The organism is Pseudomarimonas salicorniae, assembly GCF_023156535.1.
Taxonomy (GTDB): Bacteria; Pseudomonadota; Gammaproteobacteria; order Xanthomonadales; family Xanthomonadaceae; genus Pseudomarimonas; species Pseudomarimonas salicorniae.
This window is the reverse complement of the sequence record NZ_JALNMH010000002.1, coordinates 1-16231: the sequence shown is the minus strand read 5'-3', so window position 1 is coordinate 16231 and position 16231 is coordinate 1. Positions and strand designations below refer to the sequence as shown.

13 protein-coding genes and 1 pseudogene are annotated in these 16231 nt (G+C 69.7%); 8 read left to right on the top strand and 6 right to left on the bottom strand.

Annotation, left to right across the window (positions count from 1 at the left end; translation table 11 throughout):
* Positions 1 to 67: 67 nt before the first annotated feature.
* Complete coding sequence (locus M0G41_RS02620) at positions 68 to 1480, top strand: M61 metallopeptidase family protein (protein WP_248204763.1); 1413 nt, start codon at positions 68 to 70, stop codon at positions 1478 to 1480.
* A 110-nt stretch (positions 1481 to 1590) separates the two neighbouring features.
* On the opposite strand, the pseudogene M0G41_RS02615 reads toward M0G41_RS02620, so the two are convergent.
* Positions 1591 to 3051: pseudogene (locus tag M0G41_RS02615) on the bottom strand (amino acid permease); the annotation flags it as partial.
* Positions 3052 to 3242: 191 nt separating this feature from the next.
* Here M0G41_RS02615 and lgt point away from each other — a divergent pair.
* From lgt to M0G41_RS02600, 3 genes are read left to right on the top strand one after another with little or no spacing between them, the layout of a single operon-like run.
* Positions 3243 to 4115 (top strand): prolipoprotein diacylglyceryl transferase, encoded by an 873-nt coding sequence (gene lgt, locus M0G41_RS02610; RefSeq protein WP_425511224.1) that lies wholly within the window; start codon positions 3243 to 3245, stop codon positions 4113 to 4115.
* A 28-nt stretch (positions 4116 to 4143) separates the two neighbouring features.
* The gene (locus M0G41_RS02605) at positions 4144 to 4938 is read left to right on the top strand and encodes a thymidylate synthase (protein ID WP_248204762.1); all 795 of its coding nucleotides are present in this window, start codon (positions 4144 to 4146) and stop codon (positions 4936 to 4938) included.
* On the top strand, positions 4938 to 5429 hold the full coding sequence (locus M0G41_RS02600) for a dihydrofolate reductase (RefSeq protein WP_248204761.1): 492 nt from the start codon (positions 4938 to 4940) through the stop codon (positions 5427 to 5429). The genes M0G41_RS02605 and M0G41_RS02600 overlap by 1 nt, the downstream gene beginning before the upstream one ends.
* Here M0G41_RS02600 and M0G41_RS02595 read toward each other — a convergent pair.
* The 4 genes from M0G41_RS02595 to rsmA form a co-directional block, all read right to left on the bottom strand.
* Complete coding sequence (locus tag M0G41_RS02595) at positions 5414 to 7174, bottom strand: GGDEF domain-containing protein (protein WP_248204760.1); 1761 nt, start codon at positions 7172 to 7174, stop codon at positions 5414 to 5416. The genes M0G41_RS02600 and M0G41_RS02595 overlap by 16 nt on opposite strands.
* A 92-nt stretch (positions 7175 to 7266) precedes the next feature.
* The gene (locus M0G41_RS02590; RefSeq protein ID WP_343226459.1) at positions 7267 to 8121 is read right to left on the bottom strand and encodes a symmetrical bis(5'-nucleosyl)-tetraphosphatase; all 855 of its coding nucleotides are present in this window, start codon (positions 8119 to 8121) and stop codon (positions 7267 to 7269) included.
* A gap of 1 nt (position 8122) precedes the next feature.
* Positions 8123 to 8503: a Co2+/Mg2+ efflux protein ApaG gene (apaG, locus tag M0G41_RS02585; protein WP_248204759.1), complete on the bottom strand. Its 381-nt coding sequence runs from the start codon at positions 8501 to 8503 to the stop codon at positions 8123 to 8125.
* Positions 8504 to 8508: 5 nt separating this feature from the next.
* Complete coding sequence (gene rsmA, locus M0G41_RS02580; protein WP_248204758.1) at positions 8509 to 9318, bottom strand: 16S rRNA (adenine(1518)-N(6)/adenine(1519)-N(6))-dimethyltransferase RsmA; 810 nt, start codon at positions 9316 to 9318, stop codon at positions 8509 to 8511.
* Positions 9319 to 9517: 199 nt separating this feature from the next.
* Here rsmA and M0G41_RS02575 point away from each other — a divergent pair, with 199 nt between their 5' ends.
* The 4 genes from M0G41_RS02575 (at position 9518) to M0G41_RS02560 (ending at position 14892) form a co-directional block, all read left to right on the top strand.
* A complete protein-coding gene (locus tag M0G41_RS02575) occupies positions 9518 to 10741 on the top strand; it encodes a hypothetical protein (RefSeq protein ID WP_248204757.1) in 1224 nt (407 codons plus the stop codon).
* A gap of 836 nt (positions 10742 to 11577) precedes the next feature.
* Complete coding sequence (gene hutU, locus M0G41_RS02570; protein ID WP_248204756.1) at positions 11578 to 13251, top strand: urocanate hydratase; 1674 nt, start codon at positions 11578 to 11580, stop codon at positions 13249 to 13251.
* 120 nt (positions 13252 to 13371) lie between these two features.
* Complete coding sequence (locus M0G41_RS02565; protein WP_248204755.1) at positions 13372 to 14202, top strand: diguanylate cyclase domain-containing protein; 831 nt, start codon at positions 13372 to 13374, stop codon at positions 14200 to 14202.
* 189 nt (positions 14203 to 14391) lie between these two features.
* The gene (locus tag M0G41_RS02560) at positions 14392 to 14892 is read left to right on the top strand and encodes a PAS domain-containing protein (RefSeq protein WP_248204754.1); all 501 of its coding nucleotides are present in this window, start codon (positions 14392 to 14394) and stop codon (positions 14890 to 14892) included.
* 34 nt (positions 14893 to 14926) lie between these two features.
* Here the strand turns inward: M0G41_RS02560 and M0G41_RS02555 are convergent, their stop codons facing one another.
* Complete coding sequence (locus M0G41_RS02555; protein ID WP_282452629.1) at positions 14927 to 15949, bottom strand: integron integrase; 1023 nt, start codon at positions 15947 to 15949, stop codon at positions 14927 to 14929.
* Positions 15950 to 16231: the final 282 nt, after the last annotated feature.

Genomic DNA, 16231 nt, shown 5'->3' with positions numbered 1-16231 from the left:
CCCGCGGTCTTCGCGTGCGAGCGCGGCGTTCACGGCGGCTGCAGCCACCGGGCGGCACGCTTGACTCATGCGTGCACTGATCCCGATGCTGCTGCTGGCCTGTCTGCCCGGCCTTGCCTTGGCGGCGGGTGCACCGCGCTGGGACTTCGAGATCAGGCTCGAAGCGCCCACAGGCCCACTGAAGCTGCGCAGCTGCACGTCTGCGGCACAGCCTGCGGTGCGTTTCGAGGCCGGCCGGTCGGCATCACGCTTCCTGATCGAGGCGCGGCGCACCGGTGGCGGCCGACTGGCACGCAGCGGGTGGGTCCTGGAGGGCGCTGACTGGGCCGCCGGCGAGTGCCTGCTGACCCGGATCGACCTCGCCGCGATCGCCCGCGCCGACCGCTACGGCCTCGGCGGCCAGCCCGATCGCTTCTGGCGGATCGCTCCGCGAGATTTCCTGTGGAGGCCCGCCGAGCTCGATGCCGAAAGCAGGCTGCGCTTTCTCGCGCCGCCGGGCTGGTCGGCGTCGGTGCCCTGGCGACCGATCGGCAACGGCTGGCATCGGCTCGGCGCCACCCCCGCGGACTGGCCGGCCAGCGTGGTCTTCGGACGCTTCGAGGAGCGCCGCATCGAGCGGCCGGGTGGCGTACTGCGCCTGGCCGTGGTGCCAGTCGGCGGGTCGCTGCCCAACGACGAGGTCGCCGGCTGGATCGAATCGGTGACCGACGACCTCCTGCACAGCCATGGCCGGCTGCCCCTTCCCGATGTCCAGATCCTGGTCCTGCCGCTTCCGGGGGTGCGCGGTGCGGTGCCCTGGGGCCAGGTCCAGCGCGGCGGCGGTAGCGCCGTGCACCTGTTCCCAGGCCTCGAGGCCGGTCCAGCGCGCTGGCGCGCCGACTGGACCGCCACCCACGAGTTCGCCCACCTGCTGCATCCCTATCTCGGCGAGCGCGGGCGCTGGCTGTCCGAGGGGCTGGCCAGCTATTACCAGAACGTGCTGCGGGCACGCAGCGGTGAGCTTGGCCGGGCCGAAGCCTGGGCCAAGCTGGCCGCGGGATTCGAGCGCGGGCGACGGGCCACGCCCGAGGATGCCGCTCCGCTGGAGACGGTGGCCGGCCAGCGCCAGCGCGGCAGCACCATGCGCGTCTACTGGGCCGGCGCCGCGTTCTGGCTGGAATCCGACCTCGCCCTGCGCCGGCAGGGCAGCAGCCTCGACCAGGCGCTGGAGCGCTTTGCCCGCGAGCATCTGCCCAGTGAGCGGCGCTGGAGCGGCGAGCAGTACATGGCCGCCCTGCAGCGGCTGGCGCCGGAGGGCGACTGGCAGGCGCGCTTCAGGCGCCACGCCCGGGCCGAGACCTTCCCCGACATCGATCCGCGGGTCGACCTGCTGGCGGCGGGGCGGGGCGCGGAGGCGCCCGCCTTCATCCGCGAGGTGATGCAGGGCGCGGCCGGGATAGCCCGGCGCGAGGCAGCGAATCAGGGCGCCGCAGCGCCCTAGGCACCGGACCCCCGACCCGCTTCCACGGGCCGGGGCGACACCGCCTATGGCATCTGCGCGGCCGAGCCCGGCGGCGTGCCGAGGTCGCCGCCGGCGGTCGGCTGCGGCGGCCGGCGCAGGCGGCTGTGGCGGAAGCCGTAGACGGCGTAGATCAGCAGGCCAAGGAAGGTCCAGCCGAGCATCAGCTGCCAGTGGTCGGCGAAGACCTGGGCAAACAGGTACAGGCAGGACAGGGCCCCGGCGACGCCGACGAAGGGCGCGAAGGGCACGCGGAACGGGCGCGGCAGCTCGGGCCGGGTGCGGCGCAGGACCAGCACGCCGATGCAGACGGTGGCAAAGGCCAGCAGGGTGCCCATGGAGACCAGGTCGCCGAGCACGCTGATCGGCAGGAAACCGGCGAGACCGGCGGCCAGCACGCCGACGATCAGGGTGCCGACGTAGGGGGTGTGGAAGCGCGGATGGACGCGGCCGAAGATCCGCGGCATCAGGCCATCCTGGGCCATGGTGTAGAAGATCCGCGGCTGGCCCATCAGCATGACAAGGATCACCGAGGAGAGGCCGGCAATGGCGCCGATCTCGACGATCGTCTTCAGCCAGAGCAGGGAGGGGTAGGCCTCGAGCGCGGTGGCTACCGGCTTGGCGGTGCCCAGCGCGGTGTAGGGCAGCATGCCGGTCAGTACCGCGGCGACGGCGATGTAGAGCACGGTGCAGACCACCAGCGAGCCGAGGATGCCGATCGGCATGTCCCGCTGCGGGTTGCGCGCCTCGGCGGCGGCGGTGCTCACCGCGTCGAAACCGATGTAGGCGAAGAACACGATCGAGGCGCCGCGCATCACGCCGTCCCAGCCGAAGCGGCCCGGGCCCTCGGCCTCGGGGATCAGAGGGATCCAGTTGTCCGGATTGACGTACTGCAGGCCCATGGCGAGGAACAGCAGGATCACCACCACCTTGATCGCGACGATCACCGCGTTGACCGAGGCCGACTGCGAGATGCCGACGTAGCACAGGCCCGAGACCGCGGCGACGATACCGACGGCCGGCAGGTTGATCAGCGAACCGGTGCGCACCAGCTCACCGTCGACGATGTTCAGCGGCGCGGTGGACAGGTAGGCCGGGATGGCGATGCCAAGGGTGCCGAGCAGGCTGTTGAAGTAGCTCGACCAGCCCACGGCGACGGTCGAGGCGGCGAACAGGTACTCCAGCACCAGGTTCCAGCCGATGAACCAGGCCACGCCCTCGCCGAGGGTGGCGTAGGAATACGAGTACGCGCTGCCCGAGACCGGCAGCATGGCGGCGAACTCGGCGTAACACAGGCCGGCAAAGGCGCAGGCCAGGCCAGCCAGGGCAAAGCTGATCATCACCGCCGGGCCGGCGTGGTTGGCCGCGGCGGTGCCGGTCATGACGAAGATGCCGGCGCCGATGATCGCGCCGATGCCGAGCAGCAGCAGCTGCCGGGCGGTGAGGGTGCGCTTGAGATGCACCTCGCCGGCGAGGCCGTCATGCGGCGGCTCTCCGGCATCGATATGGGGGGCGGGACGGACCGGTTTGACCGCGAGCAGTTGGCGCAGCATGGGATCGGGAATCCAGGGCAGGAGTAGGGAATGCCCGGGGCATGCGGCCGAGGGCGAGCAACGCTAGGGCCGGCCCCTTTGCCGCGCAAGTGCCGACGCCGCGCTTGGCGGCGTCACCGCGCATCGCGATAATCGGCGGTCCTGACGCGCCCGGGCGACGACCGCCCGCCGCCCGCCGCCCGGATTGCCGAGTGACCACGCCCATCGTCTACGACATCGATCCGATCGCCATCCCGCTGCCGGTCTGGCCGCACGGCATCCACTGGTACGGGCTCATGTACCTGCTGGCCTTCGGCGTCGCCTGGTGGCTCGGCCGCCGGCGGATCCGCGCCGGACGCCTGCCCGGGGTCAGCGAGGACGCCTTCGGCGACCTGATGTTCTACGGCATGCTCGGCGTGATCCTCGGTGGAAGGATCGGTTATGTGCTGTTCTATGCCTTCGATGCCTTCCTCGACAACCCGCTGAGCCTGTTCTACATCAAGGACGGCGGGATGAGCTTCCACGGAGGCCTGATCGGGGTGATGGTGGCCGTGGCCTGGTGGTCGCGTGCGCAGCGCCTGCACATGTTCGACACCCTCGACTTCGTCGCGCCCCTGGTGCCGGCGGGTCTCGGCTTCGGCCGGATCGGCAACTTCATCGGTGGCGAGCTGTGGGGACGCACCAGCGAGGTGCCCTGGGCCATCGTGTTCCCCGCCTCGCTGCCGGCGCCGTACGCCTCGATGGATGCCGAGGCGCTGCGCCAGCTCGCCGCGCAGGGCGCGCTGGACGGCCTCGCCCGGCATCCCTCCCAGCTCTACCAGGCGGCGCTCGAGGGCCTTGCCCTGTTCGCCATCCTCTGGTGGTTCTCGGCGCGACCACGAGGCCGCTACGCGGTGTCCGGCATGTTCGCGCTGTGCTACGCGCTGTTCCGCATCATCATCGAATTCTTCCGCGAGCCCGATGCCCATATCGGCTTCATCGCCTGGGGCTGGCTGACCATGGGCCAGCTGCTGTCGATTCCGCTGGCCCTGGTCGGCATCGGCCTGCTCTGGGCCTCGCGCCGCCAGCCGCGCCTCGGCGCATAGCCCATCGTTCCACTGGAGGGATCACGCCTTGCGCGCCTACCTCGACCTGCTCGACCACGTTCTCCACCACGGCACCGAGAAGGCTGACCGCACCGGCACCGGCACGCGCTCGGTGTTCGGCTGGCAGATGCGTTTCGATCTGCGCCAGGGCTTTCCGCTGGTCACCACCAAGAAGCTGCACCTGCGCTCGATCATCCACGAGCTGCTCTGGTTCCTGCGCGGCGAGACCAACATCGCCTACCTGCGCGAGAACAAGGTCAGCATCTGGGACGAGTGGGCCGACGAGCAGGGCGAACTGGGCCCGGTCTACGGCCGGCAGTGGCGCAGCTGGCTGGGGGCCGATGGCCAGACCCACGACCAGATCCGCTGGGTGGTCGACGAGATCCGCCGCAATCCCGACTCGCGGCGGCTGGTGGTGTCGGCCTGGAACGTCGCCGAGCTGCCGAAAATGGCCCTGCAGCCCTGCCATGCCCTGTTCCAGTTCTATGTCGCGCAGGGGCGGCTGAGCTGCCAGCTGTACCAGCGTTCCGGCGACATCTTCCTCGGCGTGCCGTTCAATATCGCCAGCTACGCCCTGCTCACCCACATGGTCGCCCAGGTCTGCGGGCTGGAGGTGGGCGACTTCGTGCACACGCTGGGCGACGCGCACCTGTACTCCAACCACTTCGATCAGGCCCGCGAGCAGCTCGCGCGCGCGCCGCGGCCGCTGCCCACCCTCTGGCTGAATCCCGAGGTGGATGACCTGCTCGGCTTCCGCTTCGAGGACATCCGCATCGACGGCTACGACCCGCATCCGGCGATCCGCGCGCCGGTCGCAGTCTGATGGCCGAGCTGGCCCTGATCGCCGCCATGGATCGCCACCGCGCGATCGGCCGCGGCAACGCCTTGCCCTGGCGCCTGCCCGACGACCTCCGGCGCTTCAAGGCGCTGACCCTCGACGCCCCGGTGCTGATGGGCCGGAAGACCGCCGAGTCGCTGGGCCGCGCGCTACCGCGGCGATCGAACCTGGTGCTCAGCCGGCAGGGCAGGGTGCCCTTCGAGGGCATGCAGTGCGTCGCCTCGCTGGACGAGGCCCTGGCCGCGGCGGGCGACGCGCCACGGCTGTGGGTGATCGGCGGCGGCGAGGTCTATGGGCTGTGCCTGCCGCAGGCGCAGGCACTGCATCTGACCGAGGTCGACACCGAGGTCGCTGGAGCCGATGCCTATTTCCCGGCCTTCGATCCCGCACAGTGGCGCGAAGTGGCGCGCGAGGCGCATCCGGCCGATGCGCGCCACGCCCATCCGTTCGCTTTCGTCGACTACGTCCGGGCCTGATCCTCTCGGTCTCGGTCTCGGTCTCGGTCTCGGTCTCGGTCGCTGCCGCGGCCCGCGCCCTCGCGCAGCACGTCGCGGCTGCGGCCCTGGCGCTTGGCCGTATACAGCGCGCGGTCGGCCTGCTCGAACAGATCGTCCAGCGACTCGCCCGGGCGCTGCTCGACCACCCCGGCGCTGAAGCGGAGCGGGAAGCCGAGGCTGCGCACCGTCTCGCTGGACTGCAGGTCCGAGCGCGCCGTTTTCAGCGCGCGCTGCATCTGCGCCAGATCGGCGTCAGGCATGGCGATCATGAACTCCTCGCCGCCCACCCGCGCCACCAGATCGCTGTGCCGCCGCGCGCGGCGCAGGGTCTCGGCGAACAGGCGCAGGGCCTGGTCGCCGCGGGCGTGCCCGAACTCGTCGTTGATCTGCTTGAAGTGGTCGATATCGAGCGAGGCCAGCACCCACTTTTGCGCCCGCAGCGGCCCGTTGCCCTCGCGGGCCTCGAGGTAGGCCATCGCTCCGCGCCGGTTGGGCAGGCCGGTGAGGGCGTCGGTGAAGGCCAGCCGGCTCAGACGCGACAGGTCGTCGCGCTCGATGCCCAGGCGTCGGGCGGCCATCAGCAGGGCCACCAGGGCCATCCAGGTCGCGGTGGCCGCCGTGACCTCGGCGCGGAACGCGCTGATCAGCGGCGGGTCCCAGTTGCTCGAGGCCAGGGTCAGGCAAAGGGGCAGCACTGCGCCGACCACGCCGACAGCGGTGCGCGGCGCCCCGCGCAGGCAGTAGAGGCCGATGCCCAGAGGCAGCAGCAGCCAGACCGCGGCGGCCGCCTCGACGGCCCGGCTGAGGGTGGGCAGCCAGGCCAGGGGTGCCAGGGCAACCAGCAGGGCGGCCGGCAGCGAGGCGAACATGGCCCCGCGCAGCCCCGAGGACAGGTTCGGCCAGCGATGGCGGGTGCCGCATTCCTCGGCCAGCGCCCGGGCGGCGAAGCCCACCACCGGCAGGAGCAGGGCGATGCCCAGCGGGGCGCTCCACTCCGGCGGCAGCAGCCAGCGCGAAGGGTAGCCGGCGACGCCGCTCAGCTCGGCCACCCAGATCGCCAGCAGGCCACTGGCCAGCGCATGGCCATGGAAGACGGAGCTGTTCGATATGATCGAGCCCAGACCGGCACTCAGGATCAACAGGGCCGCGGCAGTCAGGATCGCGATGCGCAGCGCGCCGCGAATGCCGTCCTGGCGCTGCAGGGCGGTGGGATCCCCGGCGACCACGCTGACTGCCCAGTGCTCCCACGTGCCCGGTGAGATCCACACCTCGATCGGCTTGCCCGACGCCGCCAGCGGCCGCAGCACTGTGCCGACCCCGGCATTGAAGCGCGAGTCGCGCAGGCGGGCGTCGATCAGGCTGCCGCATTCGACCCGCGGGGCGTGCTGGATCACGACCAGGGCATCCGCCGGGCTCCAGGCGACCACGGCCAGCGGCCGGCCGTCCCAGTGCCGGCCGGGCGGCAGTTCGAGGTGGCGCCAGCCCTCCGCCCGGGCCCGGGCCAGCAGGAACTGGCAGTCCAGCGGGGTGATGCCGGCGTCGGGTGGCGGCGGAGCTGCCGTGCGCAGTTCACCACGCCCGCTCGGCAGCCCGGCCAGCAGCAGGACCAGCAAGGCGACCAGCACCGCACCCAGCGCCAGGGACAGCACCCGGCCCGACTCGCTCGACGGCGCCGGAAGCCGGGCGCCGCTGGCTGGGGGTTCGCCGCGTTGGCCGCGATCCATGGAAGCGCTCGAGCGGAGTCGGGGAGGCATCCAGAGAATACGCCAGGCGGGTCGTCCCCGACACGCTTCCACCTGTCGTTTCACCCGGGGGGTCAGTCCTCGCCGCGTGCTTCGCCGCTGCTGACGGTGCGGCCGGCCACCTGCACCACCACCGGCACCTCGCCCGGCGGAACCAGCTGCAGGGCGGTCAGCCGGCCGCCCCAGACACATCCGGTATCGATGCCGTAGGCGCCGTGGCCCATGAACAGGCCCAGCGTGGACCAATGGCCGAACACCACACGCTGCTCCAGCGGCTTGCGGCCGGGTGCCTCGTACCAGGGGTAAAGGCCCGGCGACTGGCTCCCGGGCACGCCCTTCTGATCGAAGGCGATGCGCCCCTGCGGGCTGCAGTAGCGCAGGCGGGTGAATACGTTGATGATCGCCCGGGTCCGATCAAGGCCGCCCAGCTTGGGCGACCATTGCGGCTTGTCGCCGTACATCGCCCGCAACAGCTTGTGGTAGTTCTTGCCGTGCAGCACGCGCTCGACCTCGGCGGCGCGGGCGGCGGCCATCTTCAGGTTCCACTTCGGCGCAATGCCGGCATGCACCATCGTCCAGCCCAGCGCCTCGTCGCGATGCAGCAGCTTGCGGGCGCGCAGCCAGTCGAGCAGGAGATCGCGGTCCTCGGCGAACAGCACGCCGCGCAGGTCCGGATTGACCCGCCGCTGCTCCTCCTCCTTGCGCTCGGCGATCGAGAGCAGGGAGAGGTCGTGGTTGCCCAGCACCACCTCGGAGTGGATATCCAGCGAGCGGACCAGGCGCAGGGTCTCGACCGACTGCCCGCCACGGTTGACCAGGTCGCCGCAGAACCACAGCCGGTCCTGTGCTGGGTCGAAGCGGATCGCCTCCAGCAATCGCTGGAGCGCGTCGTAGCAGCCCTGCAGGTCGCCGATCGCCCAGGTCGTCACGTCAGTTCAGCGACCGCGGCACGGACAGGGTGAAAGGCGCGATCGGCGCCTCGAATTCGGTGCCGTCGGCCGCATGCATGGCGTAGCTGCCCTGCATGCTGCCCACCGCGGTCTTCAGCACCGCGCCCGAGCTGTACTCGAAGGACTCCCCCGGGGCCAGCACCGGCTGCTTGCCGACCACGCCCTCGCCACGGACCTCCTCCACCCCTCCGTCGGCGTCGGTGATGATCCAGTGGCGTTCAAGCAGCTGCGCGCTCACCGCCCCCTCGTTGCGCAAACGGATGGTGTAGGCGAACACGTAGCGTGCTTCGTCGGGGTCCGACTGGTCGGCGAGATAGCGGCTGCGCGCCTCGACGGCGACTCGATAGCGTGGGGCGTTCATGGCGCTCATTGTACGGAAGCCGCCGTGCCGTCCGCGTCGAGCGAGTTGGCCAGACGCACGAAGTCGGCCACCGCCAGCTGTTCGGCGCGGGCGCCGGGGTCGATGCCGACCGCTTGCATCGCCGCCGCGTCGGCCACGCCTGAGAGGGCATTGCGCAGGGTCTTCCGGCGCTGGCCGAAGGCGGCCTTGACCACGGCGGCGAAGCGGGCCCGGTCGACCACCGCGATCTCCCCGGCCGCGCGCGGCAGCACGCGAACAATCGCCGAGTCGACCTTGGGCGGCGGTCGAAAGGCGTCGGGCGGCACCACGAAAAGCGCCTCGACCCGGCAGTAGGCCTGCAGCATCACGCTGAGTCGACCGTAATCCTTGCCGCCAGGGGCCGCGGCCATGCGGTCGACGACCTCTTTCTGCAGCATGAAGTGCATGTCGATGATCGAGCCCGCATGCTCCAGGGCATGGAACAGGATCGGTGAGGAGATGTTGTAGGGCAGGTTGCCGACCAGGCGGATCCGACCCTCGCCGGCCAGCGCAGTGAGATCCACCTGCAGCACATCGCGATGGACGATCTCCAGCGCGCCGACGCCCTCGGCCGCCGCGCGCAGCGGGGCGATCAGGTCGCGGTCGAACTCGATGACGGTCAGGGCGCCGTGCCGGCGCAGCAGGGGGAAGGTCATCGCCCCCGCGCCCGGTCCGATCTCCACCAGCCGCTCGCCGGGCTTCGGGTCGATGGCCCGGATGATCCGCTCCACCACCTCCGTGTCGGCAAGGAAGTGCTGGCCCAGGGCCTTCTTGTGGCGGTGCTCGGACAGGGACACTAGGTGCTCGGCGGTCGTGGGTCGCCAAGGGTAACCGGCCCCCGGCCGCAGGGGAACGTGATTGCAGCGTTCAGCCAGAACCCTTCACCCTATCCACCCCCGTAGGAGCCAGCTTGCTGGCGAACGGGCACTGCTGACGCCTCGCCCTCCAAGTGCCTACGCCCTGATCGAACCTGTCCTGATCAAACCGGGAAGCCGCATGCGCCATCTTCTATCCATCCTGCTGCTCTGCTGCCTGCCCTGGACCGCCTCGGCCAAGCCACCCGAGTACCGCGTCGACTACCGCATCGGCTTCGATCCCGAGGCCGGCGAGGCGGAGTTCGCGATGACGGTGACCCCGAAAAGCGGCCGCCTGCAGCGCCTGCGCTTCACCATCGACCCCAAGCGGCACAGCGGGATCGAGGGCGATGGCCGGCTGACCCGCAAGGACGACCGCTACACCTGGCGTCCGCCCAGGGAGGGCGAGGCGACGCTGCGCTTCCGCTACAAGGTCGACCGCCGCCGCGATGGCAATACCTACGACGCGCGGATCACCGACGACTGGGCCCTGCTGCGCGCCGACCGCCTGTTCCCGCCGGCCTCGACCATCGCTCCCGACGGCGCGGTGGCCGATGCCCGCCTGCAGTTCGACCTGCCCAAGGGCTGGACCAACCAGGAGCTTGGCTATCCCTGGAACGACTCGCTCAAGCGCTTTGTCATCCGCAACGAGGGCAAGCGCTTCCAGCAGCCGCTGGGCTGGATGATCGCCGGCCAGGTCGGCACCCGGCGCGACTTCATCGACGGCATGGAAGTGGTGGTCGCCGCGCCCAAGGGAGACCCGCTGCGGCGCAACGACGTGCTGGCCATGCTCAACACCTCGGCCGCCGAGATCCGCGCCGCCTTCGGCCGCCTGCCCGAGAAGCTGCTGATCGTCGGCGCCGGCGACCCGATGTGGCGCGGTGGCCTGTCCGGCCCCAGCTCGCTGTACCTGCACTCCGACCGGCCGATGATCTCGGAGAACGGCACCAGCTCGCTGATCCACGAGATCGTCCATGTCGTCACCCGCATCCGCGGCGCCAAGGGTCAGGACTGGATTGCCGAAGGCTTCGCCGAGTACTACTCGATCCGCCTGCTGCAGCGCGCCGGCCTGATCAGCCAGCCGCGTGCCGACAAGGCCTTCGAGTGGATGCGCCAGCACGGCAAGGACGTCAAGCGCCTCTCGGCCACTTCGTCCTCCGGCAAGCGCACCGCGCGGGCGGTGACCCTGCTGCACGAGCTCGACGCCGAGATCCGCCGGGCCACGAAGGACAAGAAGGACCTCGACGACGTCACCCGCCAGCTGGTCGGCCGCGGCCGCATCTCGCTGGCCGAGCTCGAGGAGGCCGTCGACGGTGTCATCGGCCGCGAGTCCAAGGTCCTGCGCAGCGGCGTGCTCAGCCTGTAACGGCCGCCGCGGGCGGCGGCTTGGGGCGCATATTTGCCGTTCGCCCTGGCCGGCGAAATGGGCCTTTGTTCTGGATCCAGAGCCAGATCAAGATCAACATCAAGGGCGTTTCGAACCGTCCTTCGGCCGGCCCGAGTCACTTCTCTTTGCGTGCCCAAAGAGAAGTAACCAAGAGAAAGGGCACCCCGGTCAGGCGCCTTCCGGGCCTCCTGCCCTCCAGGTACGCGGTCGGGTTCCGGGGTTTTTCGACAGCACATCCTTGTCCTGGCGAAAAACACGCGCGCATCGTGCGCGCGTCCCTGCGGGCCTTCTTCTCCACCCGCCCGCCGCCAGACAGGGGCCCCATTGATCGGCCCTCCTGGCCGCACAGCCTGTGGACCGGTCGGGTAAGGCTTTTCAGGCGGCGTGTCGCGGAACGCGGCGCTCGAATCTCGAAACCCTCATTGCGCGTGGGTCCCGTGTGCAGCGCCGAGTAGCGCAGGAAGCCGGCGGGGAAAGGCGCGCATGTCCGAGGGCATGGATGCCCGAGTTCGCGCCGGCCGCCGGCTTCCGAGCAACGCAGGGAACCGGCATTGCGCAGCAATGGCGGCGCGGAAGTCGGGTCGGCTTCTCTTTGGTTACTTTCTCTTGCCGACCAAGAGAAAGTGACTCGGGCCGACCGAAGGTCGGTCTGAAAGCTTTTGATCCTGCTCTAGCCGCAAAACAGGCCCCATTCGCCGGCCAGGGCGAACGGCAAATATGCGCCCGAACCGGGCGCACGTCCGGTATCCCGATGCCCCCGGGGCGCACGCCCACCCACCGCTATAATCCGCCCACCTTCGAACCCGGGACGCCCCATGTCCGCGAACCCCCGCATCGACCGCTCGCGCGAGATCCGCGCGCCGCGCGGCGGCGAGAAATCCTGCAAGAGCTGGCTGGCCGAAGCCGCCTACCGGATGCTCCAGAACAACCTCGACCCCGACGTGGCCGAAAACCCTACCGAGCTGGTGGTCTATGGCGGCATCGGCCGCGCTGCGCGCGACTGGGCGAGCTTCGACGCCATTCTCGCTGCCCTGCGCGAGCTGGAAGACAACGAAACCCTGCTGGTGCAGAGCGGCAAGCCGGTCGGCGTGTTTCCTACACACCCAGATGCACCGCGAGTGCTGATCGCCAACTCCAACCTGGTGCCGCACTGGGCCACCTGGGAGCACTTCAACGAGCTCGATCGCAAGGGCCTGATGATGTACGGGCAGATGACCGCCGGCTCGTGGATCTACATCGGCTCACAGGGCATCGTCCAGGGCACCTACGAGACCTTCGTCGAGATGGGCCGCCAGCACTACGACGGCAACCTGACCGGGAAGTGGATCCTCACCGCGGGCCTCGGCGGCATGGGCGGTGCGCAGCCGCTGGCGGCGACCATGGCCGGTGCCTCGATGCTGGCCATCGAATGCCGGCAAAGCAGCATCGACATGCGTTTGCGCACCGGCTATGTCGACGAGCAGGCCAAGGACCTCGATGACGCCCTGGCGCGTATCGAGAAGTACTGCGCCGAAGGCAAGGCCAAATCGGTGGCCCTGCTCGGCAACGCCGCCGAGATCCTTCCGGAGATGGTCCGCCGTGGCGTGCGCCCCGATGCAGTCACCGACCAGACCTCAGCGCACGACCCGGTGCACGGCTACCTGCCCGAAGGCTGGACCCTGGAGCGCTGGTTCGACATGCAGAAGAACGACCCGGCCGCCGTCGTCGAGGCGGCCAAGGCGTCGATGCGCCGGCACGTCGAGGCCATGCTGCACTTCGAGGACATGGGCATCCCGACCTTCGACTACGGCAACAACATCCGCCAGATGGCGAAGGACGCCGGCTGCCAGAATGCCTTCGACTTTCCCGGCTTCGTGCCGGCCTACGTGCGTCCGCTGTTCTGCCGCGGCGTCGGCCCGTTTCGCTGGGTGGCGCTGTCCGGTGACCCCGAGGACATCGCGAAGACCGACGCCAAGGTCAAGGAACTCATCCCGGATGATCCGCACCTGCACCGCTGGCTCGACATGGCGCAGCAGCGGATCCAGTTCCAGGGCCTGCCGGCGCGGATCTGCTGGGTCGGCCTTGGCGATCGCCATCGCCTCGGCCTCGCCTTCAACGAGATGGTGCGCAAGGGCGAACTCAAGGCGCCCATCGTCATCGGTCGCGACCACCTCGACTCGGGCAGCGTTGCCAGCCCCAACCGCGAAACCGAGGCCATGCAGGACGGCTCGGACGCGGTCTCCGACTGGCCGCTGCTCAACGCCATGCTGAACGTCGCCGGCGGCGCCACCTGGGTCTCGCTGCACCACGGCGGCGGCGTCGGCATGGGTTTCTCCCAGCACAGCGGCGTGGTGATCGTCTGCGACGGCAGCCAAGCCGCCGACCAGCGCCTGGCCCGCGTGCTCTGGAACGACCCCGGCACCGGGGTCATGCGTCACGCCGATGCTGGCTATGAGATCGCCAAGGCCTGCGCCCGCGAGCAGGGCCTGAAGCTTCCCATGCTGCGCTAACGTCGCGTTTCACTCTGGCTCCGCACGCCGGTCGGCCGCCCGGCGTGCCGCCCGCGGCGGCCTTGCGCGCCGCCACGGGCAAAACCAGAATGCGGACTGCACCCGCCGCAGGCCCGCCCCGTGACCGCCGACGCCCGCTCCACCATCGAACCCGATTGGCTGCGCCAGGCGCTGGACCACGTGGCAGCCGAGGTCGGCATCCGCGATGGCGACGGGCGCTGGCTCTACGCCAACCGCGCCCTGCGCGAGCGGCTCGGCCTGCAGGAGCTGCCGGATGCCGACCCCGTCCCGCCCGGGCAGGCGATGCAGTCGCACGGCCCCGGTCGAGGCGCCGCGGCAGAGCAAGTCGAGGAAGAGATCGCCCTCGCGCTCGAGGACCCCGCAACAGGAGTGGCCGGCGCCACGCTGTGCATCCGCAGTGAACAGGCCGAGCTGCTCCGGCTGCGCAGGGAGGTCCGCCAGCTCGGCCTGAACGACCCCGTGACCGGCCTGCCCAACCGTCGCCTGCTGTTCGAGCGCATCGGCCAAGCCCAGCAGCGCAGCAAGCGCTCCGGGCACTTCGGTGCGATCGTGGTGGTCGATCTTGAGCGCTTCCGCGTGGTCAATGATCGCCATGGACACGAGACCGGTGACCGCCTGCTTCATGAGGTGGGCCAGCGGATTGCAGGCACCGTGCGCGCCACCGACACCGTGGCTCGCCTCGCCGCCGACGAGTTCGTGGTGCTGGCCGAGGGGGTCGGCCTCGACCAGTCCCAGGGCATCGACTTCACCGCCCAGCTGCGCCAGCGCATCGACGAGGCCCTGTCCGCTCCCTGCGAGCTCGGTCCGCTCAGCCTGCGCCTCACCGCCCGGGTCGGCAACCTGCTGTTTCGCGGCGAAGAGCCCAGCGCCTCCGACCTGCTGACCGCCGCCGCCGAAATCGCGTCGCGCAGCGATCCCTCCGCCCCCTGAGCGCCGCCGTCGGTCAGCGGACGGCGCTCGCCCGGGAAGGCATTCCGTAGAATCCAGACCGATTGGGATAAACTGCCCCCAGTATCTCGACCGCCCGGCAACCCCGCCGTGGAGTCGCGGGCGTATCGAGCATCGGAGTACAGCGTGTCCGGATCTTCCTATCCCCCCGCCGCACAAGAGGCCAAGCCCGTGTCTGCCCAACCTGCGAGGCCGGCCGACGGCAATATCGCCATCGACCTGCTCGCCGATCGCGCTGAACTGGCTGCGCGCCTTGCCGAGGTCTTCGGCCAGCGGAATGATCCGGTAGAGGACGTCGAGCGGCGCGCCGCCGAGCTGCTGGCCGGACGCCGGGTCATCGTCTGGGAGGGCGACCCGCAGACCTTCCAGTTCACCTTCGTCAGCCAGTCCGCCGAGGCCATCCTCGGCTACCCCGTCGCGCACTGGAAGGAGCCCGGCTTCTGGACGACCCATGTCGTTCATGTCGAGGATCGTTCGGACGCCGTGGCCTACTGCGCCCTGGCCACGGGCCAGGGGCGTGACCACGACTTCCGCTACCGCGCGATCACGGCGGACGGCCGTCAGGTCCTGCTGCACGACGTCGTCCACGTCATCCCCGGCCGCCTCGGTGTCGCCGCGAAGCTGCGTGGTCTGATGATCGACGTCACCGGCGATCCGGGCACGGAATCCTGACTTCCAGCCTGACGCCGTCGCCCCCGCGCACCGCCTAGCCGCGCTCGGTGCCATCCAGGGGGCTGCGCACCGCATTGGCCCCGCGCCCCAGCACGTGGGTATAGATCTGCGTCGTCGCCACATCGCTGTGCCCCAGCAGCTCCTGCACCGTGCGGATGTCGTAGCCATCCTCCAGCAGGTGTGTGGCGAAGGAGTGGCGGAGGGTGTGGCAGGTCGCGTGCTTGTCCACCCCGCAATGCTCCACCGCCTGCTTCAGGGCCCGCTGCACGGAGCACTCGTGAAGATGATGACGACCGCGGTCGCCGCTGCGCGGATCGCGGGAAATCCGGGGCGACGGAAACAGGAACTGCCAGCGCAGCTCGCGCGAGGCTCCGCTATATTTCCTCGCCAAGGCGCCCGGCAACTGCACACGGCCGACGCCGAGACGTAGGTCTACCGCATGCTGTTCGGCCACCCGCACCTGCTGCTGTGCCAGCGGTTCAACCAGCGAGGCGGGGAGCATGGTTCGCCGGTCTTTCCCGCCCTTGCCATGCTTTACGATCATCTCGCATCGCCCCAGATCCACGTCGTGCATCCGCAGGCGGAGCGCCTCGAGCAGTCTCAGTCCGCTGCCGTAGAGCAGTGAACAGACCAGGTGTGGCAGGCCGTGTAGTCGGGAGATCACACGTCGCACCTCGGCCCGCGACAGCACAACCGGCAGGCGCTCCGGACGTTTGGCGCGACGGATGTTATCCATCCAGGGAAGCTGCACGCCCAGCACCTCGCGATAGAGAAAGAGGATCGCCGAAAGGGCCTGGTTCTGCGTCGAGGCCGCGACCTGACCATGGCTGGCGAGTCGCGACAAGAAAGCCTCTACCTCCCTTGCTCCCATCGTGTCCGGATGGCGGCGCCCACTGTCCAGAATGAACCGGCGAATCCAACCGACATAGGCTTCTTCGGTGCGCAGAGACAGCCCGAGCCGACGCATCCTTGCCCGAACCTGGTCCAACAACCTCGGACGCGAGCCTGACTCGGCTTCCGCGACGCCTGACTGGCCCTCAGAATCCCCCGCATTCATCCTTGCAGCCTTAATCGACCCGTCGCCAGAATAGGCTGCAAGCTCATCCCGCAACCATCAGAACAAGCCCATGATTCTTGTGGGATTCTTCCTACCCCCTCCTGGAGCACAACACCGTGCTACGCTGCAGATATCGCTGCAAAATGCAGCCGAATAGTAGTTAGGCAGCAAGGAATGGACTCTCAGCTGACCACTTTTGAGAAAGCAATTCTGGGCCGCATTGCGGAAGACCATCCTGCCTTAGATCCGATTGCCGATCTCCGGGTGGACCGCCGCGAGCTA

Excerpts from the sequence above, each read along its gene's own strand:
- M0G41_RS02620 (WP_248204763.1), top strand. The coding sequence starts at position 68 with ATGCGTGCACTGATCCCGATGCTGCTGCTGGCCTGTCTGCCCGGCCTT.
- M0G41_RS02600 (WP_248204761.1), top strand. The coding sequence starts at position 4,938 with ATGGCCGAGCTGGCCCTGATCGCCGCCATGGATCGCCACCGCGCGATC.
- M0G41_RS02595 (WP_248204760.1), bottom strand. The coding sequence starts at position 7,174 with ATGGATCGCGGCCAACGCGGCGAACCCCCAGCCAGCGGCGCCCGGCTT.
- apaG (WP_248204759.1), bottom strand. The coding sequence starts at position 8,503 with ATGAACGCCCCACGCTATCGAGTCGCCGTCGAGGCGCGCAGCCGCTAT.
- M0G41_RS02575 (WP_248204757.1), top strand. The coding sequence starts at position 9,518 with ATGCGCCATCTTCTATCCATCCTGCTGCTCTGCTGCCTGCCCTGGACC.
- hutU (WP_248204756.1), top strand. The coding sequence starts at position 11,578 with ATGTCCGCGAACCCCCGCATCGACCGCTCGCGCGAGATCCGCGCGCCG.
- M0G41_RS02555 (WP_282452629.1), bottom strand. The coding sequence starts at position 15,949 with ATGAATGCGGGGGATTCTGAGGGCCAGTCAGGCGTCGCGGAAGCCGAG.